Genomic DNA, 23,774 nt, shown 5'->3' with positions numbered 1-23,774 from the left:
CGAGACACCTAATTCTCTCCCGTTATCGCAGCTGGCAGATGTCGAGGACGTCCATGTCCTCATAATCCAGGTTCTCGCCCGCCATGGCCCAGATGAAGCTGTAGTTTCGCGTTCCCGCGCCCATGTGGACCGACCATGGTGGCGAAATCACCACGTCCTCGTTCTCCATGACGATGTGGCGCAAGTCCTCAGGTTGGCCCATGTAATGGAAGACCCGGTCGTCCTGCTCCAAATCGAAGTAGAGGTAGATTTCCGAGCGGCGCTCATGAACGTGCGGCGGCATCGTGTTCCACACGCTTCCCGGCTCCAGCCGGGTCAGCCCCAGGCAGATCGAGGCGCTTTGGCAAGTGTGCGGCAAGATCAGCTGATAGATCGTGCGCGCGTTGGAATTCTCCAGGCTGCCGCGCTGCATGACATTGGCGTCCGCCGTTCCCACCTTGCGCAAGGGAAACGCCGCGTGAGCGGGCACGCTCAGCAGATAGAAGCGCGCACCCTCGCCTGCGAAGCTGACCGCTTCTGTGCCCATCGGCACATAGAGCGCCTCATACTTCGCCAGCGGGAACGCCTGTCCATCGGCGGTGACCGTACCCTCGCCCGCGCCGATGTTGATCACCGCCAGCTCGCGGCGTTCCAGCAGCGAGCGCCCGCCCGCGCTTTCAGGCTCCGTCTGGCACGGCAGCGCCAACGGCTCATGCCCCGGCACCGCACCGCCGATGATGAAGCGTTCGCCATGCGAATAGGTCAGCACAATCTCACCCGGGCGGAACAGGCCGGAAACCAGATGCCGCTCCCGCAAGTCCGCATTGCTCGCACCCTGCATCATGTTGGGATGGGCGCCATAGTAGGTCTTTTCGAACAAGGATCGTCTCCGTCAGCGCGGCTTGCGGTCGAGTTCCGCCACTGCCGTCGCCGCCAGCAGAAAGGCGCCGACGCCGAAGTACTGGGTGTCGCTGGGCAGAACCTGATCGGGGCGATCGCCCACTTGCTGCACCCAGCCAAGGCGGCCGTCCGGCTGGATCGCGCGCTCCAGCGCCGCCCAGCCCTTGCGCACCACCGGTTCGTACTCGGCCCTTGGCAGCAATCCCTGATTGATGCCCCAGGCGATGCCGTACGTGTAGAACGCCGTTCCGCTGGTTTCCGGCGGAGAGTTTTCCGGCGCGAGCAGCGACGGCGCCCAGTAACCGTCCGGCTTCTGCAAGGCCTTCACCTTGGTCGCCATATCCTTGAACAGCGCCTCCATCCGCGTGCGGTCTGCACTGCCGGCATCGAGCTGCGGGATCACCCGCGCCATGCCGCCGAAGACCCAGCCGTTGCCACGGCTCCAGAACACCTTGCGGCCGATGTCGCGCCGTTCGAAGAAGCGGCTGTCGCGGTAGTAGAGATGTTCGACCGGGTCATAGAGGAAGTCCGTGGTCGCCCAGAACTCCTTCATCGCGAAGGTCAGGTAGCGGTTGTCGCCGGTCTGGCGGGACAGTTCCACAAAGGCGGGCGGCGCCATGAACAGCGCGTCGCACCAGCACCAGCGTTTCAGGCACTCCGTGGCGCCATAGCCCTCGGGTGGGATCGCGAAAGCGAGGGTGGTGATGGCGGGCTTGTTCACAACCGTGTCGAACGCGGCCCTGGTCGGCGCCAACGCCCCCTCTCCGCCGCCGTGGCCGGCAGCCCAGACATAGGCCTGCGCAATGGCCTGGTCGTCGGCGAAGTAGAGGTTGTCGCCAGGACGCCATGCGTTGCGGCGGCCCATCGCCAACACAGCCTCTGTAATGCGCGGCGGCGCGCCGGCATCAGCCAGCGCGGTCATGCCGACCCAGAACACTGCCTGCTCCCATCCGCGAGTCCTGCGCGTCTCGTCCGTGGCGCGGGGGATGTGGGAAAGATCGTCGAGATGGGCGAGTTGCCAGTCGGCCAGCTTCACCGCTGCCGCCATGGGCGACTTTGCTGGCTGGGCAGCTGCCGATTTGGGCGCTTGCGCCGCAAAAGCGGGGGGCGCCATGGCCGCACAGACGATCGCGGCGGGGATCAGGTTTCGGATATTCACGAGGCAAGCTCTCCTGTCGGGGTCAGGCGGGGGCTGATGAGGTGAAGCGCCACTAGGGCGACGAGGTAAGCGCATCCGGCGACCATGAAGATCAATGCATAGCTGCCGGTCAACTGCAGAACGGTGCCGACGAACTGGGCGATCAGCATGCCGCCGATCGCGCCGGCCGTACCGCCGATGCCGACGACCGAGCCGACCGCCGCGCGCGGGAACAGGTCTGATGGCAAAGTCAGGATATTGGCGGAGAATGCCTGATGCCCGGCGGTCGCCAGGCCGATCAGCAAAACAGCCAGCCAGAGATTGTCGACCGACTGGACGGTCATCACCGGCATGACCGCCAGCGCGCAGCCCAGCAAGGTCAGCTTGCGCGCGGAATTGACGCTCCAGCCCCGTGCGATCAGTCGCGAGGATATCCAGCCGCCCGCCACACTGCCAAGGTCCGACATCAGGTAGATGACGACCAGCGGCGGGCCGAAGCTCTTAAGATCGAGGCCATAGCGCTTGCCCAAAAAATCCGGCAGCCAGAACAGGAACATCCACCAGATGGGATCTATGCAGAACTTCGGGATGGCATAGGCCCAGGTCTGGCGAACCGCGAACAGCCGCCCCCAGGGCAGCCGGCCCAAAGTCGGATGCTGGGTGGGTTGGGCAGGATCGCTGCGGATATAGGCCAGTTCCTCCGGCGAGACGCGTCGATGCTCTTCCGGCCGTCGATAGATCGCAAGCCAGGCTGCCACCCAGATCAGGCTGGCCAGCCCGGTGGCGATGAACGCCGCCCGCCAGCCGTATGCGAGCGTGATGGCCGGGACGATCAGCGGCGTGGCGATCGCGCCCACATTGGCGCCGGCGTTGAACAGGCCGATCGCAAAGGCGCGCTCGCGCTGCGGAAACCAGTCCGCCACGACTTTCAGGCCAGCAGGGAAGTTTCCCGCCTCACCCACACCCAATGCGAAACGCACCATGACGAATTGGCTGACACTGCCCACCAGGCCGTGCGCCGCATGCGCCAAAGTCCAGAAGGTGAACGCCACGGCATAGCCCAGCCGCGCGCCCACCGCATCGATGAAGCGGCCCATCGCCAGAAATCCCAGTGCATAGGCGCACTGGAACCAGAACACGATGTCGGCATATTCGCGCTCGCTCCAGCCCAGATCGGCTTGCAGCACCGGCTTCAGCACGCCGATCATCTGGCGGTCGACATAGTTGATCGCGGTTGCCGCGAACAACAGTCCGCAGATCGCCCAGCGATAGCGCCCGGCCCTGCGTGCAGCCGTTTGTGCGGCCTGCTCGACGACAGCCTGTTCCAACACTTTCCGCGGCATTTGCTGCATTATCGTCCCCTCGCGAAAGAGAGGACGCCCGGACCATGGGCCCGGGCGCCCAGTTGGGAGTGGCTCAGAATTTGCCGCGAACGCCGAACGAGACGGTGGTGCCGTTGAAGAACGAGTTGTCGCGCCGCGACTTGCCGTTACCCTTCGGGCCATCCGGATCGGAGTAGAAGATGTAGACGTTCTCGTTGGTGATATTCAGCGCGTCGATCCGCAGTTCGATCATGTCGTTCAGCTTGTAACTGATCGTTCCATCCAGGAAGCCTTGCGGCGCCGTATAGGGGATCTGATCGTTGCCGGTATTCTGCGAGGTTATACCGGTCTTCGCGCGATAATTGTAAGAAGCACGTACGGCGAAGGGGCCCTTTTCGTAGAAGGCGGTGGCGCTGTACGAATACTTCGGCACGAACTGGATCGGCACGCGCGTCCCCTCCGTCGTGACGAAGTCGTCACCCTTCTGGTCGATCAGCGTCAGGCTTCCGGTGAAGCCCAGTCCGTCGAACGGCTTTGGCAGGAAGGTGAAGTTCTGCTGATAGGCGAATTCCAGGCCCTTCAGCTTCAACTGTCCCTGATTGACGTACTGGGTTCGGCGGATCAGGAAATCGTCGGGGATGTCCCCATCCGGATAGCCCAGCGCAACCGCGTTGAATGCCGTGTCCGGCAGGCCGAGCGAGCCGAAGGTCACGAAGTCCTGCACCGCCATGGCGCGATCGACGATGTCCTTCTTGAACGCACCGATGCTGAGCAGGCCGCCCGGCGCGAAGTACCATTCGACACCGGCGTCGAACTGCGTCGCCATCTGCGGCCGCAGGTTCGGATTGCCCACCGTCACGTCCGCGTTGAACACGTTGGGCACGATGGTGCCACCGGCAATCGCGGTCAACGCAGCACGGGTAATCGTCTTGCCGGCGGATGCGCGCAGCACCACCTTGTCGGTCACGTCATAGGCAAGGCTGGCCGATGGCAGCCAGTTGTCATAGCCGCCCTCGCGCCGCTGCGGCACGAACACGCCCGAGCCCGCGCTCTGGTAGTTATGAATGATCGTGGAGGTGTTGGAATAGCGCATGCCCACGTTGCCGCGCAGTTCGCGGCCGAAGACCGGCAGCGTAAAGTTGGCTTCGAAGAATCCGGTCTTGACGATCTCGTTGGCTTTGAACGCGCCGTTGAGATTGACCGGCGCCGCCGCGTTGGCGGCATTGGCATCCAGAACGTCCATCACGAAGGAGCGCGGAAAGGTCGCAAATTGCGAGGGATAGCCGGAGTTACCCCCGTCGCGGATCCGGCCGAACTGGATGTAGGGATCCATGTACGAAAACACGTCCAGCCCGGCGAGCTGGGCAGAGGCGATGCTGCTGCCGTCCTGCTGCGAGATTTGCTTGCCGGTGTCCACATAGCTGCCGCCCAGTTTGATGGCGAAGGTCCGGTCGCCGTCGTCCACCGGCTTCCAGTCCAATACCGCGCGCGCGGTCTTTTCCTTGTCGATCTCCCGATTGAGCGAGAAACCCAGGCCCGGCGCCGTGAAGTTGGCGGGATCGGTGAAATCGACCGGCGAACTGATCGTCGGGTACGTGACGTTGACCGTGGGGTCGAACGTGCTGGTGATGCCGTAGATATTACTCGTGATGCGGTTTGCGGTGTAGCGGGCATTGCTGTCGCTGAGATTGCCCTGCGCTGAAAGCTTCAGATTGTCGGTCAAGTCATAGACGGCGCGCACGATGCCGTACTTGAAGCGGGTCCGCGCGTTGCGAAAGAAGCTTTCCTGAATGAAGCTGGTGTTGCCGAACGTGCCGTAGAGATTATTGAATTCGTCGATATGCACGTCCAGCGGGATGATTCCCGAATTCGTGCCGACGCCCGGCGCATTGGTGGTGCCGGCAACGGTGCGCGAATTGCGCACGGCCGCGCCGAACGTGAACTCGTCCGCCTGGTCCTTCAGTTCGGAAAAGATACCGTCCACGCTGACGTCCAGCCGATCGGTCTTGTACTGGATCGATCCGACCAGACCGATGCGCTCGCGCGTGTTGTTCGATGTGAACACACGGTAGAAGCGTGGCAAGTAGGCGTTGTTGATCTCATCGCGGGTCAGATCCCCAAAATTCGCCAGCGGATTATCGAGATCCATCTGGAACTGGAACGGCCCGCCCACCGTAGTCGGCCCCTGATAGGCCAGCGAACCGATCGCGGACGAGTTGTAGCCGCCGGTGGACTGGAAGCCCGAACGCTCGTTGACATTCTTGGCATAGGCCGCCCCCAGCAAAACGCCGAAATCGCCCCACGTATCGCTGAACAGCAGCGATCCGCGCGGCTGCCACTTCTTCGACTGGGTGTTGTAGTTGCCCTGCGCGGTATAGCGGATCACCCGACCCGCGCTGTCGAACGGGCGCGGCGTTTGCAGGTCCACGTTGCCGCCGATGCCACCTTCCTCAAGATTGGCCAGCGGCGACTTGTAGACGTCCACCCGGCCAAACAGCTCGGACGGAAACACGTCATAGTTGAAGTCGCGCGTCGACGATCCGACGTTCTGCGAAGAAGTGGTGTGAACCGGCGCCCCATTGATGGTGGTGACGGTGAATTCCGAACCCAGCCCGCGGATGCTGATGCGCTGCCCTTCGTTCGAGGCGCCGTCGCGGGAAAGGAATACGCCGGGAATGCGCTGGAGCGAGTCCGCAACGTTGGCCTCGGGGAACTTGCCGATATCCTCCGCAACGATGGAATCGCGCACGCCCACCGCTTCGCGTTTCAGCTCGATGCCTTGCTGAAGGCTCTTACGGAACCCGGTGACGACGATGTCCTCGGTCGTCGGCGCGGAGGCGTCTGTCGCCCCCCCACCGGCCGCTTCACCGGCCGCTTCACCCGAAGCTGTTGCCTGTTGCGCGTAGGCCGCGTTGCTCGCCGCCAGGATTGCCAAAGCGCTCGCCGTCAATGCTGCGGCAGTAACCACCCTCATGAACATCCTCCCTCATCCGCGATTCGCCGCGTGACGAGAAAGTTGTCATACAACCATACCTATTTGTCAATTGTCGGACTACTTAGGATCTTTCACCAAGATCCGCACCAGTGATGGCATCGCTCAGTTCGGAATGGCGGATAAGGCTTTCCTGCATGTGCAGCCGCGCGGAAGTGCGTGCGCCTTCGATGTCCATCCGGATGATCGCCTCCAGCAGCGCCTCGTGCTCGTCACGAACTTTGCCGACATAGGCCTGATGCGCGTCTTCGGACTGGTCGCGCAGATAGAGGCTTCGCGGCGGGACCAGCCGCACGCCCAGGAACTGTATGAATCTAAAGAAATAATCGTTCTGCGTGGCCCGCGCGATTGCTAGGTGGAACTCGCTGTCTGCCTGCGCGGAAGCTGTGGCATCATCCCCTACGTCACGCATGCGGCGCAGCGCGGCGCGCATTTCGGTAATATCGGCCTGAGTACGCCGCGCAGCAGCCAGACCGGCCATTTCAGCCTCGATCGCCTGCCGCATTTCGAGCAACTTGATCACGTCGGAAAGCTCCGTAAGCTCTTCCTTCGTCACCTGAAAGGCACGGTATTGGGCGTTTTCGGACACATAGACGCCGGACCCTTGACGGGCCACCGCGAACCCTTGCGCTTCAAGCCGCGCCACCGCCTCTCGCACCACGGTTCGGCTCACTTCCTCGCGCTCGGCAATATCCTTCTGCGAAGGCAGCTTGGATCCGGCAGGGAGGACCCCGGAGATGATCTCCTCCTCCAGCTTCGCGTAGAGGATATCGGCCAGGGAGGCGGCTTTTACCATGGGCAGTCTTTCGTCGCTGGCAGGAGAAGAACCTCCGGCACGGTTCATTCCTACACGAAGCTCTTGGCAAACGACAGATAGCAATTTATCAGGTTGGCATACAACTTTGGCACATAGTCTTGGAGAGGACATGCGGCAAATTCGAAGATCGGCGCGCACCCTGATCGTGGCGAGCATGGCACTGGCCTGTGCACCGGGCGCCGTGCTCGCCCAGCAGCAGGGCGACACGCAACTGAAAATGGATAAGCCGCTTCCCGCGCCTGACAGCAAGACGCCGGCAGCCGTGGCCCAGTTCGCCCCCTATCGCTATGACGACCTGCTCTGGGAAAACGACAAGACCGCGCACCGCATCTATGGACACGCGCTGGAAGCGGCGGAGTCGCCGTCCGGATCGGGCATCGACAGCTGGGGCAAGAACGTGTCCTGGCCGTTCACAGACCGGCAACTGCGCAGTGGCGACCAGCACGGCTATCACGGCGAGGGTTTGGATTTCTACAACGTGGGCACTGCGCGCGGCGCCGGTGGACTGGGGATCTGGCAGGACAACAAGCTGTGGACCTCCCGCAATTATGTGCGTGCGCGCATCCTGAAATCCGGCGGGAAAGAAGCCGATTTCAGCGTGGACTATGCGCCCTGGCCGGTGGATGTAAATCGCAAGGTCTGGGAAACGCGGCGCTTCACGCTCCCGCTTGGCACGCATTTCACGCGGCTGGTGTCGACGCTGCAATCGGACTCGCCCGCGCCGCTGGTTGTCGGGATCGGTGTCGGCAAGCGCACGACCGGCTCGCGTGACGGCGAAGTGACCGTCGATCGCGCCAAGGGCCTGATTTCCTGGTGGGGACCGGAAGACGGCGCGCATGGCCGCATGGCGATCGCGGTGCGCGTCGATCCCGGCATGATCGCCGACATCAGGCAGGATGCGGACAATTACCTCGTGCTGCTCAACGTGCAACCCGGCAAGCCCTTCGTCTACTATTCGGGCAGCGCGTGGAGCAAAGGGCAGGATACCTTCACGACGCGGGAGGCGTGGGATGCCTACGCCGCTTCCCAAACGCTCGACTTCTCGATTCCGAAGGACTGAACATGACCATGAATCTGGATCGCCGCGCGATGCTCGCCGGCGCTGTGGCCGGGACTGCGGCGCTTTCGACCGGTGCGGCCACTGCCCGCGTTGCAGGGCAAAAGCCGCTGGGCCAGGCCGGACTTCACGCGGGCACGGAAGATCGCGCCTATATGCTGGGCCTGCTGGAGCGCATGGCAACCCCGGTGCTCTCACGCATGGCGCAGGGTCGGCTGCAGCAGGAATGGACGCCGGAACTCAGCCCCTCCTGGGACGGCCGCAATCCCAAGGTCGCCTATCTGGAGGCATTCGGCCGGCTGATCGACGGGCTTGCGCCGTGGCTGGCACTGCCGGACGATGGCAGCGCGGAATCGCGCCTGCGCGCCGGGATGCGCGAACAGGCGCTGGCCAGCTACGTCCACAGCGTCGACCCCAAGAGCCCGGATTACCTGCTGTGGAACGCGGAGGGCCAGCCGCTGGTCGACTCCGCCTATTTCACCAGCGCGCTGCTGCGTGCGCCGCAGATCCTGTGGGAGCCACTGGACGCAGCCACCAAGGCGCGGATCATCGCCGAAATCCAGGGCCTGCGCCGGGTAACCCCGCCTTATACGAACTGGCTGCTGTTCGCCGCGATGAACGAGGCCTTCTTGCTGTCGGTCGGTGCGCAGTGGGACCCCATCCGGATCGACCTTGCCATCCGCAAGTTCGGCGAATGGTACGTCGGTGATGGCTGGTACAGCGATGGCGAACATTTCCATTTCGACATGTACAACAGCTATGTCATCCACCCGATGCTGACGCAGATACTAGACGTACTCGTCCGCACCGGGGTCAAGTTCAACAAACTGAATCCCGAAGACCGGCTGACCACGCAGATCAAGCGGATGCAGCGCTTTGGGGAATCTCTGGAACGCATGATCGGCCCGGACGGCGCGTTTCCGCCGGTTGGTCGATCGCTGACCTACCGTACAGCGGTCCATCAGCCTCTGGCCTATCTCACATGGAAGAAGCTGCTTCATGCCAAGCTGCCCGAAGGCCAGGTGCGCGCCGCCACACTGGCAACGCAGCGTCGCATCTTCGCCGATCCCAGCAATTTCAATGCCCAAGGCTTCCTGACGATCGGCTTCGCCCGGCACCAGCCCACGCTTGGCGACGTCTATTCGAACGCCGGCAGCATGTATATCGCCTCCGAGAGTCTGCTGGCGCTCGGCCTGCCGGCCAGTGACAGCTACTGGCAAGCCGAGGGGCAACCCTGGACCATGCGCAAAGCCTATGGCGGCATGGACTTTCCGAAGGACTATTACGTCGATTTCTAAAGTTGCGGGAATTATCGCCTCGCGGCGATCATCGGTCGGCGCCGCTCAGCAATCTTGCGCCCGGGCCTTGGAAGCCGAGGCTATCGCCGGGATTTCGAAGCGGGCAGTCGACCAAAGAGAGGCAGCCACAGCCGATGCAGCTGTCAAGTTGATTGCGCAGCTGGATGAGCCCTGTGATCCGCTCATCCAGCATGGCCCGCCAATCCGCGGTCAGCGTGCCCCATTGCGCCGAAGTAATGGGTGTCTTGGCGAAGCGGTCGAGGTGTTCCTTGATCAGCGAGAGCGGCAGCCCCGCACGCTGGGCAATGCGGATGATCGCCACGCGCCGCAGGATACGCCGTTCGTAGCGCCGCTGGTTTCCCTCGGTACGCCACCCCTCGATAAGACCTTTCCTCTCGTAGAAATGGATCGTGGAAACCGGGACGCCGCTGCGCTGCGCCACTTCGCCAACGGTGAGTGCCTGACTGCCTTCAAGAGTCATCTTTACCTCAACAAAAGTTCAGGATTTCTAACCCGCCCCTCGAGCGGAGCAACCCGATAAAATCGTAATCCCTCAATCTATCGATCGGAAAATTCGATCTTGACCTCAACTATGGTTGAGGTCGTAAGAGACCTGTCGGCTTGCTTCACCGCAAGCTCCCCAATGATGGACAATCCATCCGAGGAGCCGACATGATCCTGTTCTACGAGCCTTTGAATCCTGCGATCCGGCCGTTGCCGAGAAAGAATGCAGTAACCCCGTCGCCGGATGATCGGCTCGATCCGCACTTCGGCAGTTCGCCTTCGCATTGGATCCGTTCCTCGTCTGGCAGCGGCATCGCACGGTAATGGCGATGGAAGGAGAAACCAAAGCCGGGTCGCGCCCGGCCCAACTGCGCACGATCGCCATCACCACAGTGGCACTGGGGGCTCTGCTCGGCGCTCTGTTCCTCTGGCGCGCCGAGCGAAACGGCGGAGGCCAGGAATGGCCGCAGCAAGCCGTGCCGGTCGCCGCCGTCGTCGCCACGCCGCGCGATGTGCCGCAGGCGATCGATGCGGTCGGCACCCTGACGGCCGTGCGCGAAGTGACGCTCTCGCCCGAAGTGGCCGGCCGCGTCTCCGCGATCCGGTTCGAGGCAGGGCGCCAGGTTTCCGCAGGAGACCTGCTCGTGCAATTGTTCGACGGCCCTGAACAGGCCGACCGCCAGGCCGCGACGGCCAAGGCGCGGTTCTCCCAGCTTCAGTTGGCGCGCTCCAAACAGCTTGCGCCCACCGGCGCGGAACCGCGCGAGTTGCTCGAACAGCGCCGCGCCGAACTCGACCAGGGGCTTGCCGCCGTCCGGCAGATCGATGCGCGGCTGGTGCAGAAGCAGGTTCGTGCGCCGTTTGCAGGCCAATTGGGCCTTCGCCGCGTCAACCTGGGGCAGTATCTCAATCCCGGCGATCCGGTCGTCACCCTGACGGCGCTTGACCAGCTCTATGTCGAATTCGCAGTGCCTCAACAGCAATTAGCGCGCCTTGCGCCGGGTTCCAGCGTAGCCGTCTCCAGCGATGCCTTTCCCGGTCGCACTTTCACCGCCCGGGTCAACGCGGTGGAGCCGCAGATCGGCAAGGACACCCGCAATGTCACGGTGCAAGCCCTGCTCGCCAATCCTCACCGCGCCCTGCGTCCCGGAATGTACGTGAACGCCGCGCTGGCGCTGCCACCCCGTGCCAACGCACTGGTGCTGCCGGCGACCGCGATCCAGACTTCCGCGCAAGGCGACAGCGTGATCGCGGTGCGCGGCAAGGATGCCCGCAAGCGCGGCACGGCCGAGGTCGTGCCGGTCCGCACCGGCGCACGCGTCGGCAATTCCGTGGTGGTGACGGACGGCATTCGCCCCGGCGACGTGATCGTCGCAGATGGCCAGCTTCGTGTGCAGCCCGGCGCGCAGGTCACAATCTCGACGCTCGTTTCGCAGGAGGGGCGCTGACATGGGCTTCACCGACATCTTCATACGCCGCCCAATCCTGGCGATCGTCGTCAGCCTGCTGATCCTGCTTGTCGGCCTTAGCGCCGTCTTCGCCCTCCAGATCCGCCAGTACCCGCGCATGGAAAGCGCGACGATCACCATCGACACCTCTCTGCCCGGCGCCACGCAGGACGTCATGCAGGGTTTCGTGACGACGCCGATCGCCCAGTCCATCGCCACCGCCAGCGGCATCGAATACCTTACCTCCACGTCGACGCAGGGCCAGAGTCACATTGCCGCCAAGCTGGTGCTCAACGCCGATGCCGATCGCGCGATGACCGAGGTTCTGGCCAAAGTGCAGCAGGTGAAATACCGCCTGCCCGAAGGCGTGACCGATCCCGCGATCGCCAAGATCACCGATGGCGCCTCCGCCATCCAATATATCGCGTTCACCAGCGACCGGCTCTCTGCCTCGCAAATCGCAGACTTTGTGAACCGCGTGGCGCGGCCGCTGATCACCTCCGTGCCGGGCGTCGCCTCGGCAGAGATCAGCGGCGGCGCCCCGCCGGCGATGCGCATCTGGGTCGATCCCGCCAAGCTCAGCGGGCGCGGCCTTACCGCAAGCGACATCGCGGCCGCCCTGCGCGCCAACAATGTGCAGGCCGCGCCCGGCCAGCTCAAAGGCACCAGCACCGCCATCAACATCACCGCGGGAACCGACCTGCGCGATGTCGAATCCTTCCGTCAGATGGTGATCAAGGGCGGAGACGCCGGGGGCCTCGTGCGCCTGGGCGACGTCGCCACCGTGGAGCTGGGCGCCCAGAACTACGATGCGCGGGCGCTTTCCGCCGGGCACAAGTCCGTCACCGTCGCGATCGCGCCGACGCCCGATGGCAACCCGCTGGATATCGTTGCAGGGGTCAAGGCCCTGCTCCCGCAAATGCAGCGCGTCGCCCCGCCGGGGCTGGAAGTGCGCAACCAGTTCGACACCGCCCACTTCGTGGAAGCCTCGATCGACGAAGTGGCGCACACCCTCATCGAAGCGGTGGCCATCGTCATCGTCGTGATCTTCCTGTTCCTGGGCACGTTCCGCGCGGTGATCATTCCCGTCGTCACCATTCCGCTGTCTCTGCTGGGCACTGCGGGACTAATGCTGGCCTTCGGGTTCTCACTCAATCTGCTGACGCTGCTGGCCATGGTCCTCGCCATCGGCCTGGTCGTGGATGACGCCATCGTCGTAGTCGAAAACATCCATCGCCATATCGAGGAAGGGGCAAGTCCCATCGAAGCGGCCTTGCTCGGCGCGCGGGAGATCGTCGGCCCGGTCATCGCCATGACCATCACGCTGGCCGCCGTCTACGCCCCGATCGGCCTGATGGGCGGCCTGACCGGGGCCCTGTTCCGCGAATTCGCCTTCACCCTGGCCGGTTCGGTCATCGTCTCGGGCGTGATCGCCTTGACGCTCTCGCCGATGATGAGCAGCCGGCTGCTCCATGCCCGGATGGGCGAAGGCCGTCTGGAAAAGGCCCTGGAACGCGTGATGCACGGGTTGACCGGGCGTTATGTACGCTTGCTCGGCCGCACCTTGACCACGAGGGGCGCGGTACTGATGGCCGGAGTGCTGATCCTGGGCGCCAGCGTGGTCTTCTTCCTGGGTGCCAAGCGCGAACTCGCGCCGCAGGAGGACATGGGCTACGTCTTCGTCCAGACCAAGGCGCCGCAATACGCCAATGTCGACTACACCGCGCGGTACAGTGCGCAAGTCGAAGCGCTGTTCCACAAAGTGCCCGAATATGCCGACAGCTGGTTCGACGTCGGTGGCACCGGCGGCGCCAATGTCGGCTTCGGCGGCATCATCATGAAGGAATGGGCGGACCGTACCCGCAATGCCGACCAGATCCAGGCAGAGATCGCCGGATCGACTTCCGCCGTGACCGGGGTCTATGCAACGGCCTTCCAGGACAGTCCGCTTCCAGCTGGCAGCGGCGGATTGCCGGTGCAGATGGTCATCCGCTCGGCGGACGACTTTCCCGAAATCTACCGCACGCTGGAGGCCATCAAGGGTGCCGCCTGGGGCAGCAAGCTCTTCGCCTTCGTCGATGCCGATCTCGCCTTCGACAGCCAGGAGGCCCACGTGTCCATCGACCGCGCCAAGGCCGGCGAACTGGGCGTGAGCATGGCCGAGATCGCAGACACCCTCGCGCTCATGGTGGGCGAGAACTATGTGAACCGCTTCAACTGGCACGACCGATCCTACGACGTGATCACCCAGGTCCCGCAAGATCGGCGCCTGACGCCCGACAATCTCGGCGCCTTTTACGTGAAGACCGGATCGGACAGCCTCGTGCCGCTTTCCACCGTCGCCAACATCACCATCAATCCACAGCCCAACAAGCTGCCCCAGTTCAACCAGATGAACTCCGCAACGATCTCCGCCGTGCTCATGCCGGGGGTGACGATGGGGCAGGCGGTGGACTTCCTGAAAGCACAGCCGCTGCCGCCGGGCACCACGGTCGACTGGCTCTCGAACAGCCGCCAATACGTGCACGAGGGGAATCAGCTCACAGTCTCCTTCGCCTTCGCCCTCGTCGTGATCTTCCTGGTGCTGGCCGCCCAGTTCGAAAGCTTCCGCGATCCGCTGGTCATCCTCGTTACGGTGCCGCTCGCGGTCTCGGGCGCGCTGGTGCCGCTCTACCTCGGGTTCACGACGCTCAACATCTACACGCAGATCGGCCTCGTCACTCTGATCGGGCTGATTTCCAAGCACGGTATCCTGATGGTTTCCTTCGCCAACGAGATGCAGCACACCCACGGCTGGAACCGGGCCGAGGCGATCGCCCACGCCGCTGCCGTGCGCATGAGGCCGATCCTGATGACCACCGCGGCGATGGTCGCCGGGCTCGTCCCCCTGCTCTTCGCGGGAGGCGCAGGCGCGGCCAGTCGCTTCGCGATCGGTATCGTGGTGGTCATGGGCATGCTGATCGGCACGCTGTTCACCCTCTTCGTGCTGCCGACAATCTACACCCTCCTCGCCGGCGACCACCGCGCCAAGGCGCAGGCCACATCGCACCACGCGCCTTCAGACGGAGAACCGGCCCATGCGTAAGCGACAGATCGCCAGCGCCCTTGGCGCCCTGTTCACTGCCGCCTGCGCCGCGGGGCCGGACTATCATCGGCCCGCCTCCCCCGCCTCGGCAGAACAGGCATTCGTCACCCGTACCGAGGGCATAGACCCGGCATCGCCGCTACCAGACGATTGGTGGCATCTCTACAACGACCCCGCGCTGGACGACCTCGTCGCGCGCGCTTTCGCCGCGAACACCGACCTTCGCGTAGCCTCTGCGAACCTGGCGAAAGCGCGCGCGGTACTCTCCGAAGCGCGCGCCGGGCGCCTGCCCTCCACTTCGCTCTCGGCGGGCGGCGGCTATGGGGACTCCGTCCAGGTTGGCGGCAGCCAGGGTGGCTCCGCCCAGTTCGCCGATGCCCAATGGTCGGGCAATGCCTCGGCATCGATAAGTTGGGAAGCCGACTTGTTCGGCCGCGTCAGCCGCTCCATCGAAGCCGCGCGCGCCGATGCGGAAGCTGTAGAGGCGGCACGCGACGGCGTTCGCGTGCTGGTGGCCGCGGAAACGACCCGCGCCTACCTCAATGGGTGCGCCAATGCTTATGCGGTGGACGTAGCCCGCGATTCCGCCTCCGTCGCGGCCCGCAACCTCGCTCTCGTGACCGCGCAGGAGAAAGCCGGATCGGCGGCGCGTTTCGATGTCGAACGCGCCGCCAGCGCGGCGGCCACCGCACGTGCGGCTATTCCCGAACGCGAAGCCGCGCGGCAAGTGGCGCTGTTCGAACTGGCGGCGTTTCTGGGGTCCACACCCGATTCCATCCCGCAGGCAGCGCAAGCCTGCTCCCGCCCGCCATCGCCGGTCCAGGCGCTGCCGGTCGGAGACGGTGCTGCGCTTCTGCGGCGGCGTCCCGACTTGCGCGAGGCGGAACGCCGGCTCGCCGCCGACACCGCCCGCATCGGCGTGGCGACGGCGGACCTCTATCCGAAAATCAGTCTCGGCGGCTTTGGCGGCTTCCTGCGTAGCGAGACGGTGAAGGGCAGCGATTCCCTGTCGTTCTCGCTCGGCCCGCTCGTCACCTGGAGCTTCCCAAACATCGCGGTCGCCCGCACGCGCGTGCGACAGGCGAAAGCGCAGGGCGATGTCGCTCTCGCCACGTTCGACGGCCGCGTGCTCACCGCGCTCAAGGAAGTGGAGCAGGCCCTCACGCGCGTTGCCCAGGGCCAGCGCCGTCTGGAAGCGCTGGCCGACGCGGAAACCAGCGCCGAAAGGGCCTGGATCCTTGCCGATCAACGCTACCGCGCAGGTTCGATATCGCTGCTCGACATGCTCGTGACGCAGACCGCCCTTCTCGACGCCCGATCCGCCCATGTGGCGGCCCTTACCCAAGTGTCTTCCGACCGCGTGGATCTGTTCAAGGCTTTGGGCGGCGGATGGCGGCAAGGCTCCGCACCCGCGCAGCCCGCGTCGTAAGCGCGCGCCCACCCATCAACGCCGGGGCGCGCTGCCCACTCATTGAAAGACATTCGTATGCCTCATGCAATCACTGCGCTCGTGCAGAAACGCTGGTTCGGCCTTTTCGCGCGGCTTGTCCTGACGTTCGTGTTCTGGAGTGCCGGCCTAGCCGGACTGCTCGACTTCCCGGCGAAAGTTGCGGAAATGCGTGCCGTGGGCCTCATGCCCGCAGAAGCATTCGCCTTCGCCGTGACCGCCGTGCAGCTGGGAGGGTCCTTGCTTGTCCTGAGTGACCGCTGGACCTGGCTTGGCGCCGGCATGCTGGGCGTTTTCCTGGCTTTGACAATTCCGATTGCGCATCCGTTCTGGACGATGGACGAACCGCTGCGGACGCAGGAATTCTATATCGTGCTTGAACACGTTTCCCTGATCGGCGGCCTTATGACCGCGGCGTGGCGCAGCAAAGCGGGATGATCTCCGGGCGTTTGGCGTGATGGGCACGCTTCCGCGGGGGTGCCTCGCGAATATGTCAACGCCACCCTCTTGCGATTGCCGCCCGTTCTGCGGTTTCATCAAGGGGATCGCCACTCATCATATCCTGTGCTGCGGCCATCATATCGCCTTGCGCCGAACCGGCCTGCCGGTATTCGCTCGATTGTGCGCCAGCTCCAGGCATAGTGCGTTCGAGCAGCCAGGTGCCTTCCTGCCGGCAGGCGATGCCGGAGGTGGCAGCTCCGGCGAAGACGCGGCAATAGTCGCCGCCCTTCCCCCGGAAACTGGCAAGAATGCGTGTACCGCCGGTCTCACCGGCCGAAGCCAGCTGACGGTCCAGCGTTCGCGCCAGCGAGCCTGAGGCTACAAGGCCGGCGCTCGTCTGCGTGACTGGCCCCTCGCTGTGCAACTGGCTGCCAAGCATCAGCCCCAGCACAAGCGAAGCCGCGATCGCAAAGGCCATGCGGCGATCGGCAAAGAGCGGCACGCGCGGCCCTTTCGCTGCGCGCTTGCGCGCCTTTTCGCCTTCCTCTCGCCGGATGCGGGCGGCGGCGAGATCGACGACCTGGGCGCGTGTAGTCCGGTTTTTATCCGTCAGGCCATCCTCGGCGGCCGCTCGGACGATCAGATGGGTCAGCGTATCGGGCACGGGCTCGCGCGCCACCGGATCGAGATGGCCGCTGAGGGTATCGCGCAGCGCACGCTCCGCATCCAGCCGATTGGTCAGCGCGGGATCGGCGGCGATTGCCGCCTCCACGCGCGCGGCGTCTTCGGGAGACAATTCGCCGTCGGCCAGTGCCATGAGCTCTTCGGGGGTCACGCTCATGCGGTTTCTCCAAGTTCCTTCAAAAGAGCCTCGCGGCCGCGGCCGAGGCGGGAGGTCAGGGTGCCCTGCGGAATGCCGATGATCTCTGCCGCTTCCTTGTAGGCGAAGCCTTCGACCAGCACGAGCACCACGGCCTCGCGTTGCTCGGCGGGCAGACGGGCCAGCGCCCGGTCGACATTGCCGAGTTCGACGCGGTTTTCCGCATCGCGGTCACCGGCAACGCCCACATGGGTGCCTTCGTCCTCGTGTACGAAGGTCTGTGCACGGCGGCTGCGGGCTCTAGTCTCGTCGATCCACTGGTTGCGCATGATCCGGTACACCCAGGCGTCAAGCCGCGTGCCTTCCTGCCACTGGCCGCGCGCCACCAGGGCACGCTCGACGGTGGCCTGGCACAAGTCGTCGGCATCCGCCGCGTTCTGTGTCAGGCCCCGTGCGAAGCGCCGCAAGCGTGGCAGCAATGCCATCAATTCGTTGCAGAAGCCGTGCGTGCTCATCGAAATATCGTTTCCGTGAGGATGAAACGTCCCGATGGCACCGTTTCATCCTTGAGCGCCATCGATTTTTGCTGTGAGGACAAGGAATGGGTCGAAGGTCCGAAATGTGCGCAGGGTTGGCCGCGCTGATACTGGCCACGCTGGCTACTCCCGCCGGGGCGCAGCTGGGCCTACCGGGCGGGCTCGATCCGCTGGGCGCGATCGATCGCACGCGGACTGCAGTGTCGGACGCCACGGAAGACGTGGTCGACCATTCCCTCTCAGGCGTCTCCACGATCGTCGGCGATGCCCGCCAACTGGCGCAGGACCGGCTTGGACGGCTGCGCGATTTCGTCGCGGCCCGGCGTGGCAGCGTGGATTGGGACGAACGCCACGATCCCGCGCGCGCCGGGGAGCTGCTGCTGCTCGATCCCGATACCCAGAGCCTCGCGCAGGCGGCGGACAAGGGTTTTGGGCTGATCGAACAAGGCGAGATCGCAGAGCTGGGCATTGCCTATGCCCGCCTTGCGACCCCGAGAGGCGAGCCGCTCGCCCGCGCCATTGCAGACTTGCGCCGCACGCTGCCGGGCCGCGAGATCACGGCGGACCAGTTGCACTTTCCGTCGGGCGCTGCCTCGGCAAAGACCGGCGCGAGCCCCATCGCAGCGAGCGCGCTGCCCAAGGGCGGCACGGTGGGCGTGATCGATGGCTGCATTGCCGGTTCGGACCGGCTGACGGCACAAGGCGCCTTTGCAACGGGCGCACCGAAAGCGAGCGACCATGCCTCGGCCATTGCCTCGCTGCTCAAGGGTGCGGGCACGGCGCGCATTTATGGCGCGGACGTCTATGGCACCGATCCGGCGGGCGGCAATGCGCTTGCAATTGCCCGTGCACTTGGCTGGATGGCCGCGCAGCGGGTGCCGGTGGTCTCGATCAGTCTGGTCGGGCCTGCCAATCCGCTCCTGGCCCGTTCGGTAGCGGCGGCCCGGGCAAAGGGCATCATAGTAGTTGCCGCCGTGGGCAATGACGGCGCGGCGGCGCCCCCGGCCTATCCTGCTTCCTATCCCGGCGTCGTTGCGGTGACCGGCGTCGACGGGCGCGGGCGCGTGCTGATCGAGGCGGGCAAGGCGGCGCATCTCGACTATGCGGCGCCGGGCGCGGACATGACCGCGCAAGTGCCGGGCAAGGGGCGCATCGGCCTGCGCGGAACGTCCTTCGCAGCTCCGCTCGCCGCCGCGCGCATTGCTGCGCGGTCGGGGACCGGCAGAGGCGCTGCGGCAGTCCTGCAGGCCACCGACGGGGAGGCGCTGTCGCCTTCACGGCGGACCGGGCGCGGGGTGCTCTGCATGATCTGCCGAACGGGCGGATAATCGCGTCTCCAAATTTTTCCCGGGTGCCCACGGATGAAACCGGAAAGGCCATCCGTTTCTCTCTCAGACCCACCGCAAGGCGCTTCGGCGCCGCGGCGGACAGGACGAGTAGAGGAAAGGAACCGGAACGATGAAGAGCATCACTCTCAACAAGGCAAACCTCGGCGCGGCTCTGGCGGCTGTCGCTGTCGCCATGACTCCCGGCGCGGCACAGGCCCAGCTTCTGGGCGGCGGCGGCCTTGGCGGCAGTCTGGGCGGCGCGCTGGGCGGCTCGTTCGGCGGCGGCATCGGGTCGGTCCGCAGCACGCTGGATGGAATGGGCAGTGCTGCCGGTGACATGAGCGTCACCCGCAGCGCCCGTTCGGCCACGGCATCGGCTTCGGGCACCGGCAACGGTCGCGCCAGCAAGAAGGTGACGGCGCCTGCAGTTTCCGCGCCCGATGCGTCCACCAGTACTTCGGCCCCCAATACTACGGCTGTCAGTGATGCCGTTTCCAATGCACGCGGCACGGCCAGCGGCCTTGCCGGCTCGGCGGTTTCGGGCGCGACGTCGCGGGCCGGTTCGGCGCCGGGCACACTGAGTTCGATCGCGGGCAATACGGCAGCTTCAGGCAGCGGCAAGGCCTCGGGCGCGGCCAGCCATACTGCTTCGGGCACGAACGCCAACGGTTCGACCTCCGGAAACGGCGCATCCAGCGGTAATCTCGCCGCCCCGATGTTGCCTGATGCCAGCGGTGCTACATCGGGCCTTGTAGGGACCGCCGGATCGGCCCGCGATGCAGTGGGGAGCCGCACATCCAACGCGGCTTCGGCGGTGCAGGACAAGGCTTCGACTACCAATGCACAAGGTTCGGGCAACGGCTCGGGCACGGCTTCCGCCGGAAAGCACAGCGCCACAGCCTCGGGCGCAGCCTCGAACTCGAGTTCGGCCAGCGGCGGCTCAGTCAGCCTGAGCGCTTCGGCAAGCGGTAGCTGAACCGAAAACCACAGATGTCGCCGCCTTAACGACCGCGACAAATGGAAAGCGCAAATTGCGTTCCACTCTGTCTGGGCAGGAACGACGGGACGAAGCCCGCGCAAGCCAAACCTGGCTTCCGCGGGCTTCCATATCATCACGCATGCAACTCCCTCAACCGGCCGGCAGAGCAGACATTGCCGCGCTGCGGCAGAGCCTCGAAACCTGCCGTTGATCCATCAAAGTTGCGTGAGAAGCTCTGCTTGATTCACCGCCAGCAATGGCTAAGCGGTGGGTATGACGGCATCCGACCTCGAACACCTGCTTATCGCCCGCCTCATCCGGGAAAGAGGCGGCACTTCGCAGACATGGCGGCGGGCGCTTGGCAAGATCATCGTGCGCGACACGAAGACGCATGCCCATTGCAATTGGGATGTCAGGCTTAGTGGCACCGATGCGCAACGCGCTGCGATCGAGCGACTGCTCGACGATGTCCGACTTGAATATTCCATTGTGACGGCCGGTTAAGCATCCGATGGGATGCGGCCGCTGACAAAACTTAGAGGCTAGGTATCGTCAGTAGGCTTTCGCTTGCGTCGGGCAAGCTCCACGCTCTCGGCCTTCAGCGGACGGGAAACCGGACAGATTTCCTGCACAAAGCCATGCAAGGTGTTAGTGAGATTGTTGGGAACCAGCCGATAGAAGACATATTGGCCGCGCTTTCCACTTTCGACCAGTCCAGCCCCTTCGAGGATCGCGAGGTGCGAGGTTAGGCGCAATCTTTAAAAGATGGGGGCCTGCCAGGATCACAAGGTCACCGCTGCCCTGGACGCCGAGCATCTAGGCCGTAGACTCATAAACCCGCAGCCACAGCCGCATTGAGGCGAGTTGGACCATAGCGAGGAAATTTTCGGCCAGTTTGTCGTAGCGAGTGGCAATGCGTTGGAAGTGCTTCAGCTTGGAGAAGAAGCGTTCGATCAGGTTCCGCTCCCGGTAGAGCCAAGTGCTGAAGTATGGTCTTGACCGGCGGTTGGATTTGGGTGGGATATTGGCAAACGCGCCCTTCTTGCGAAGAGACGCCCGGATGCTATCAGCATCGTATGCCTTATCGGCCAGCACTATTGTTCCGGTGCCAACATGGTCGAGCAGGCCGTCAGCAGCTTGGCCGTCATGGCTTTGCCCAGCGGTGAGCCTCAGTCGGATCGGGAGGCCTTGCCCATCGACGACCGCGTGGATTTTGGTCGTAAGCCCGCCTCGGGAACGACCGAGACAATGATCTCGATCCCCCTTTATGGATGGCTCGCCCCTTAGCTGAGCGTTGTTGTTTTACGACAGCAAGTCGTTCGAGGAAGGAGGAAGGGCCATGTACATATCGGTTCTCGGGATTGATCTGGGCAAGAATAGCTGCAGTGTGGTGGGGTTGGATGCGACCGGCAAGGTTGTTGCGCGACGCCGGATGCGGCGCGAGACGCTCATCACCTATGCGGCGAAGTTGCCGGCCTGCGTAGTGGCGATGGAGGCTTGCTGCGGCGCTCATCACATGGGCCGGGTGCTGGCACAACAAGGCCATGCCGTGCGGTTGATGTCGCCGGAATATGTCCGTCCTTACGTCAAGGCGCAAAAGAACGACGATCGCGATGCTGAGGCGATCGCGGAAGCGGCGACACGCCCGACGATGCGGTTTGTGGAGTTGAAGACGGAGGAGCAACTCGACATGCAGACGTTGCACCGCATTCGTGACCAGCTCGTCGGTGACCGTACTTCGCTGATGAACCAGATCAGAAGTCTTCTCCTCGAACGCGGCCATATCGTTCCGCAAGGGCGCGCAAAGCTTGCCGCCCGGCTCGGTGAGATGCTGGATGGCGAAGAACCAGTGCTTAGTCCTCGCATTCACCGGCTCGTTCGCGATATGCGTCTTCGCTGGATTGCCCTCGACGAGCGAATTGCAGATTTCGATGCCGAGTTCACCGAGGCTGCTCGCTCGGATGAGCGGATGCGGCGGCTGCTCACTATCCCCGGTATTGGTGCACTCAACGCGACCGCGCTAGTCGCGGCGGTCGGAGACGCCCACACCTTCAGCCGTGGTCGGGATCTTGCCGCTTGGCTAGGGTTGGTACCACGGCAGGCGACCACCGGGGGTAAACCTCGGCTGCTCGGTATCACCAAACGCGGGAGCCGTTATCTGCGCAAGAACCTAATCCAGGGTGCCCGATCGTCGCTGCCGACAATAAGCAAGAGCGATACGCGGCTCGGCGCTTGGCTGCGGGGCCTGCTCTCGCGCTCTCACCCCAACACTGTAGTGGTGGCGCTGGCGGCGAAGATGGCGCGAATCGTCTGGGCGCTACTGCGTCACGAACGTACCTACGAGCCAGTCGCACAAGCGGCGTGAACCAGGTCAGCCGATGCGGCGCGCACCGGCCGGATGATGTCTGCGGGAGGTAAGTGAAAGATGGCCTGACAGTCGACCGGTGTCCTGAAACCCTACGGCAAAAATGGCACTCGATGCCGGCCCCTTTATGAGGACCAGGACGCGCGGATCTCCATCTTGGCTAACAGCATATGCTGAAAGGCCGGATACGTTTTCGCAGATTGCTCAGATCGTCAGACACAAACCGCTTGTGGACGGGGCGAGCCATACGTTTTGCCGTTGCGGCCTGTTGATGGGCGCGAACGGAAGTGCTGTCGATCATCTGGATATCGCCATCATGCGCAGCGGTGATGGCATCCATCATTCGATCCCAGACGCCCGCCTTTCGCCATCGCACGAAGCGGTTGTAGCAGGTGGTGCGGGGCCCATAGCGTTCGGGCAGGTCGCGCCACGGTGACCCGGAGCGCAGCACCCAGAAGATACCGTTCAGCACGCGGCGGTCATCGACACGCGGCACGCCCCTGGGCTTGGTGGGCAGGAGCGGCTCGATCACTCGCCACTCGAAGTCGGTTAGGTCATATCGGCTCATCAAGAGCCTGAATCACATTTCCAGTTGCCCGAACAGACTATGTGTCGGTCGACCCGCATCGACCGTTCTCGACTTTGAACTTAAAGCTCTGAACCGCCCCGGGCGTCACATAGCCAACCGTGCAGTTCACGGCCTGCTGGTTTGCAAAGCTGACCTTGATGACGCCGTCTCCTTCGCAGCGAATCGAAACTGAGCCAGCAAACTTCTCCCCCGTCTGCGTAAGCTCGGTAGATTGGCCGCAAAGGGTAAGCTCTGCTGATACCGCTCCGGCGGCTCGAACTTCAAAGGCGTTCGGGACGCGATTACAGCCCATGGCCACCAACGGGATCAGAAGGACAATCGATCTCATGAGAACCACGATAGCGCCAACAGCACTTATCGACCACCACCCCGGCCATTTATGAGTTCACGACCTAAATGATCGCTGCTTCATCCTTGAAGACGTGGATGATCCTGGCCAATAGGTCCTCCCTGGGGAGCAGTGGCTTTCAGGACGAAGACGAATTCTGTACAGCCCCTGCGCGTCGCCCGCTGCAATTCGGTCATCATGCGCTTCGACGCGCAGACACACCATCCTCGTCTTGCAAGTCCCAGACGCCGCTCGCCGTTAAGCAAAGCTAGTTTCCGAGCAGATGGCTGGAGTTTGCCATCAAAAGCCACAAAGACATTTCATCCGGGGTTGCTTGAAGGTCCTGAACCGAAGCTGCGCGAACCCCTCTCAATCAATCAATGAGCTTCTATCCCGACCAA

Annotated in this window: 19 protein-coding genes and 2 pseudogenes; 11 read left to right on the top strand and 10 right to left on the bottom strand. The window is 64.0% G+C overall.

Annotated features, from left to right (window positions below):
• Window positions 1–22 precede the first annotated feature (22 nt).
• The 5 genes from kduI to WBP07_RS28925 all read right to left on the bottom strand — a co-directional run bounded on the left by kduI (window position 23) and on the right by WBP07_RS28925 (window position 7,304).
• Window positions 23–859 carry a 5-dehydro-4-deoxy-D-glucuronate isomerase gene (gene kduI / locus WBP07_RS28945; protein ID WP_395396685.1) on the bottom strand — a complete coding sequence of 279 codons (837 nt, stop codon included), beginning with the start codon at window positions 857–859 and terminating at the stop codon, window positions 23–25.
• A gap of 12 nt (window positions 860–871) precedes the next feature.
• Window positions 872–2,038 carry a glycoside hydrolase family 105 protein gene (locus tag WBP07_RS28940; protein ID WP_395396684.1) on the bottom strand — a complete coding sequence of 389 codons (1,167 nt, stop codon included), beginning with the start codon at window positions 2,036–2,038 and terminating at the stop codon, window positions 872–874.
• The gene (locus tag WBP07_RS28935) at window positions 2,035–3,360 is read right to left on the bottom strand and encodes an MFS transporter (protein ID WP_395398267.1); all 1,326 of its coding nucleotides are present in this window, start codon (window positions 3,358–3,360) and stop codon (window positions 2,035–2,037) included. The genes WBP07_RS28940 and WBP07_RS28935 overlap by 4 nt, the downstream gene beginning before the upstream one ends.
• Window positions 3,361–3,433: 73 nt before the next feature.
• Window positions 3,434–6,313: a TonB-dependent receptor gene (locus tag WBP07_RS28930; RefSeq protein ID WP_395396683.1), complete on the bottom strand. Its 2,880-nt coding sequence runs from the start codon at window positions 6,311–6,313 to the stop codon at window positions 3,434–3,436.
• A gap of 82 nt (window positions 6,314–6,395) precedes the next feature.
• Window positions 6,396–7,304 carry a FadR/GntR family transcriptional regulator gene (locus WBP07_RS28925; RefSeq protein ID WP_395396682.1) on the bottom strand — a complete coding sequence of 303 codons (909 nt, stop codon included), beginning with the start codon at window positions 7,302–7,304 and terminating at the stop codon, window positions 6,396–6,398.
• Between WBP07_RS28925 and WBP07_RS28920 the strand changes: the two genes are divergently transcribed.
• Both WBP07_RS28920 and WBP07_RS28915 read left to right on the top strand, forming a co-directional pair.
• The gene (locus WBP07_RS28920) at window positions 7,303–8,208 is read left to right on the top strand and encodes a DUF4861 family protein (protein ID WP_395396681.1); all 906 of its coding nucleotides are present in this window, start codon (window positions 7,303–7,305) and stop codon (window positions 8,206–8,208) included. The genes WBP07_RS28925 and WBP07_RS28920 overlap by 2 nt on opposite strands.
• Window positions 8,209–8,210: 2 nt before the next feature.
• The gene (locus WBP07_RS28915) at window positions 8,211–9,503 is read left to right on the top strand and encodes a DUF2264 domain-containing protein (RefSeq protein ID WP_395396680.1); all 1,293 of its coding nucleotides are present in this window, start codon (window positions 8,211–8,213) and stop codon (window positions 9,501–9,503) included.
• A gap of 28 nt (window positions 9,504–9,531) precedes the next feature.
• On the opposite strand, the gene soxR is transcribed toward WBP07_RS28915, so the two are convergent.
• Window positions 9,532–9,984, bottom strand: a complete 453-nt coding sequence (gene soxR / locus WBP07_RS28910) for a redox-sensitive transcriptional activator SoxR (protein WP_132266394.1) — start codon at window positions 9,982–9,984, stop codon at window positions 9,532–9,534.
• A 191-nt stretch (window positions 9,985–10,175) separates the two neighbouring features.
• On the opposite strand from soxR, the gene WBP07_RS28905 reads away from it, so the two are divergent.
• The 5 genes from WBP07_RS28905 to WBP07_RS28885 are packed head-to-tail and all read left to right on the top strand — an operon-like array spanning window position 10,176 to window position 16,425.
• Window positions 10,176–10,331 (top strand): hypothetical protein, encoded by a 156-nt coding sequence (locus tag WBP07_RS28905; protein WP_395396679.1) that lies wholly within the window; start codon window positions 10,176–10,178, stop codon window positions 10,329–10,331.
• Complete coding sequence (locus WBP07_RS28900; protein ID WP_395396678.1) at window positions 10,331–11,455, top strand: efflux RND transporter periplasmic adaptor subunit; 1,125 nt, start codon at window positions 10,331–10,333, stop codon at window positions 11,453–11,455. The genes WBP07_RS28905 and WBP07_RS28900 overlap by 1 nt, the downstream gene beginning before the upstream one ends.
• 1 nt (window position 11,456) lies before the next feature.
• On the top strand, window positions 11,457–14,540 hold the full coding sequence (locus WBP07_RS28895) for an efflux RND transporter permease subunit (protein ID WP_395396677.1): 3,084 nt from the start codon (window positions 11,457–11,459) through the stop codon (window positions 14,538–14,540).
• On the top strand, window positions 14,533–15,969 hold the full coding sequence (locus WBP07_RS28890; RefSeq protein ID WP_395396676.1) for an efflux transporter outer membrane subunit: 1,437 nt from the start codon (window positions 14,533–14,535) through the stop codon (window positions 15,967–15,969). Before WBP07_RS28895 ends, WBP07_RS28890 begins: the two co-directional genes overlap by 8 nt.
• Before the next feature lie 57 nt (window positions 15,970–16,026).
• Window positions 16,027–16,425 carry a DoxX family protein gene (locus WBP07_RS28885; RefSeq protein ID WP_395396675.1) on the top strand — a complete coding sequence of 133 codons (399 nt, stop codon included), beginning with the start codon at window positions 16,027–16,029 and terminating at the stop codon, window positions 16,423–16,425.
• A 55-nt stretch (window positions 16,426–16,480) separates the two neighbouring features.
• On the opposite strand, the gene WBP07_RS28880 is transcribed toward WBP07_RS28885, so the two are convergent.
• Together WBP07_RS28880 and WBP07_RS28875 are read right to left on the bottom strand one after the other, a co-directional pair.
• Complete coding sequence (locus WBP07_RS28880) at window positions 16,481–17,269, bottom strand: hypothetical protein (RefSeq protein WP_395396674.1); 789 nt, start codon at window positions 17,267–17,269, stop codon at window positions 16,481–16,483.
• Window positions 17,266–17,763: an RNA polymerase sigma factor gene (locus WBP07_RS28875; RefSeq protein WP_395396673.1), complete on the bottom strand. Its 498-nt coding sequence runs from the start codon at window positions 17,761–17,763 to the stop codon at window positions 17,266–17,268. Before WBP07_RS28875 ends, WBP07_RS28880 begins: the two co-directional genes overlap by 4 nt.
• A 104-nt stretch (window positions 17,764–17,867) precedes the next feature.
• Between WBP07_RS28875 and WBP07_RS28870 the strand changes: the two genes are divergently transcribed.
• The 3 genes from WBP07_RS28870 (at window position 17,868) to WBP07_RS28860 (ending at window position 20,595) form a co-directional block, all read left to right on the top strand.
• Entirely contained in the window at window positions 17,868–19,112 is a 1,245-nt protein-coding gene (locus WBP07_RS28870; RefSeq protein ID WP_395396672.1) for a S8 family serine peptidase, read from the top strand.
• 130 nt (window positions 19,113–19,242) lie between these two features.
• Window positions 19,243–20,088, top strand: coding sequence for a hypothetical protein (locus WBP07_RS28865; RefSeq protein ID WP_395396671.1), 846 nt, complete (start codon window positions 19,243–19,245; stop codon window positions 20,086–20,088).
• A 276-nt stretch (window positions 20,089–20,364) separates the two neighbouring features.
• The gene (locus tag WBP07_RS28860) at window positions 20,365–20,595 is read left to right on the top strand and encodes a hypothetical protein (protein ID WP_395396670.1); all 231 of its coding nucleotides are present in this window, start codon (window positions 20,365–20,367) and stop codon (window positions 20,593–20,595) included.
• Between the two features lie 312 nt (window positions 20,596–20,907).
• Here WBP07_RS28860 and WBP07_RS28855 read toward each other — a convergent pair.
• Window positions 20,908–21,357, bottom strand: a pseudogene (locus WBP07_RS28855) (IS5 family transposase); the annotation flags it as partial.
• 73 nt (window positions 21,358–21,430) lie between these two features.
• Between WBP07_RS28855 and WBP07_RS28850 the strand changes: the two are divergent.
• Window positions 21,431–22,456 (top strand): IS110 family transposase, encoded by a 1,026-nt coding sequence (locus WBP07_RS28850; RefSeq protein WP_395396669.1) that lies wholly within the window; start codon window positions 21,431–21,433, stop codon window positions 22,454–22,456.
• 247 nt (window positions 22,457–22,703) lie between these two features.
• Here the strand turns inward: WBP07_RS28850 and WBP07_RS28845 are convergent.
• A pseudogene (locus tag WBP07_RS28845) lies at window positions 22,704–23,024 on the bottom strand (IS5 family transposase); the annotation flags it as partial.
• Window positions 23,025–23,774: the final 750 nt, after the last annotated feature.

Origin of the sequence: Novosphingobium oxfordense (assembly GCF_044029435.1) — a bacterium.
Taxonomy (GTDB): Bacteria; Pseudomonadota; Alphaproteobacteria; order Sphingomonadales; family Sphingomonadaceae; genus Novosphingobium.
The sequence above is the reverse complement of the archived record's forward strand: the minus strand, read 5'-3'. Positions and strand labels throughout refer to the sequence as shown.

Coding starts and splice junctions, on each gene's coding strand:
- WBP07_RS28935 (WP_395398267.1), bottom strand. CDS start 3,360: ATGCCGCGGAAAGTGTTGGAACAGGCTGTCGTCGAGCAGGCCGCACAA.
- WBP07_RS28930 (WP_395396683.1), bottom strand. CDS start 6,313: ATGAGGGTGGTTACTGCCGCAGCATTGACGGCGAGCGCTTTGGCAATC.
- WBP07_RS28920 (WP_395396681.1), top strand. CDS start 7,303: ATGGCACTGGCCTGTGCACCGGGCGCCGTGCTCGCCCAGCAGCAGGGC.
- WBP07_RS28925 (WP_395396682.1), bottom strand. CDS start 7,304: ATGCTCGCCACGATCAGGGTGCGCGCCGATCTTCGAATTTGCCGCATG.
- WBP07_RS28915 (WP_395396680.1), top strand. CDS start 8,211: ATGACCATGAATCTGGATCGCCGCGCGATGCTCGCCGGCGCTGTGGCC.
- soxR (WP_132266394.1), bottom strand. CDS start 9,984: ATGACTCTTGAAGGCAGTCAGGCACTCACCGTTGGCGAAGTGGCGCAG.
- WBP07_RS28905 (WP_395396679.1), top strand. CDS start 10,176: ATGATCCTGTTCTACGAGCCTTTGAATCCTGCGATCCGGCCGTTGCCG.
- WBP07_RS28900 (WP_395396678.1), top strand. CDS start 10,331: ATGGCGATGGAAGGAGAAACCAAAGCCGGGTCGCGCCCGGCCCAACTG.
- WBP07_RS28895 (WP_395396677.1), top strand. CDS start 11,457: ATGGGCTTCACCGACATCTTCATACGCCGCCCAATCCTGGCGATCGTC.
- WBP07_RS28890 (WP_395396676.1), top strand. CDS start 14,533: ATGCGTAAGCGACAGATCGCCAGCGCCCTTGGCGCCCTGTTCACTGCC.
- WBP07_RS28885 (WP_395396675.1), top strand. CDS start 16,027: ATGCCTCATGCAATCACTGCGCTCGTGCAGAAACGCTGGTTCGGCCTT.
- WBP07_RS28880 (WP_395396674.1), bottom strand. CDS start 17,269: ATGAGCGTGACCCCCGAAGAGCTCATGGCACTGGCCGACGGCGAATTG.
- WBP07_RS28875 (WP_395396673.1), bottom strand. CDS start 17,763: ATGAGCACGCACGGCTTCTGCAACGAATTGATGGCATTGCTGCCACGC.
- WBP07_RS28870 (WP_395396672.1), top strand. CDS start 17,868: ATGTGCGCAGGGTTGGCCGCGCTGATACTGGCCACGCTGGCTACTCCC.
- WBP07_RS28865 (WP_395396671.1), top strand. CDS start 19,243: ATGAAGAGCATCACTCTCAACAAGGCAAACCTCGGCGCGGCTCTGGCG.
- WBP07_RS28860 (WP_395396670.1), top strand. CDS start 20,365: ATGACGGCATCCGACCTCGAACACCTGCTTATCGCCCGCCTCATCCGG.
- WBP07_RS28850 (WP_395396669.1), top strand. CDS start 21,431: ATGTACATATCGGTTCTCGGGATTGATCTGGGCAAGAATAGCTGCAGT.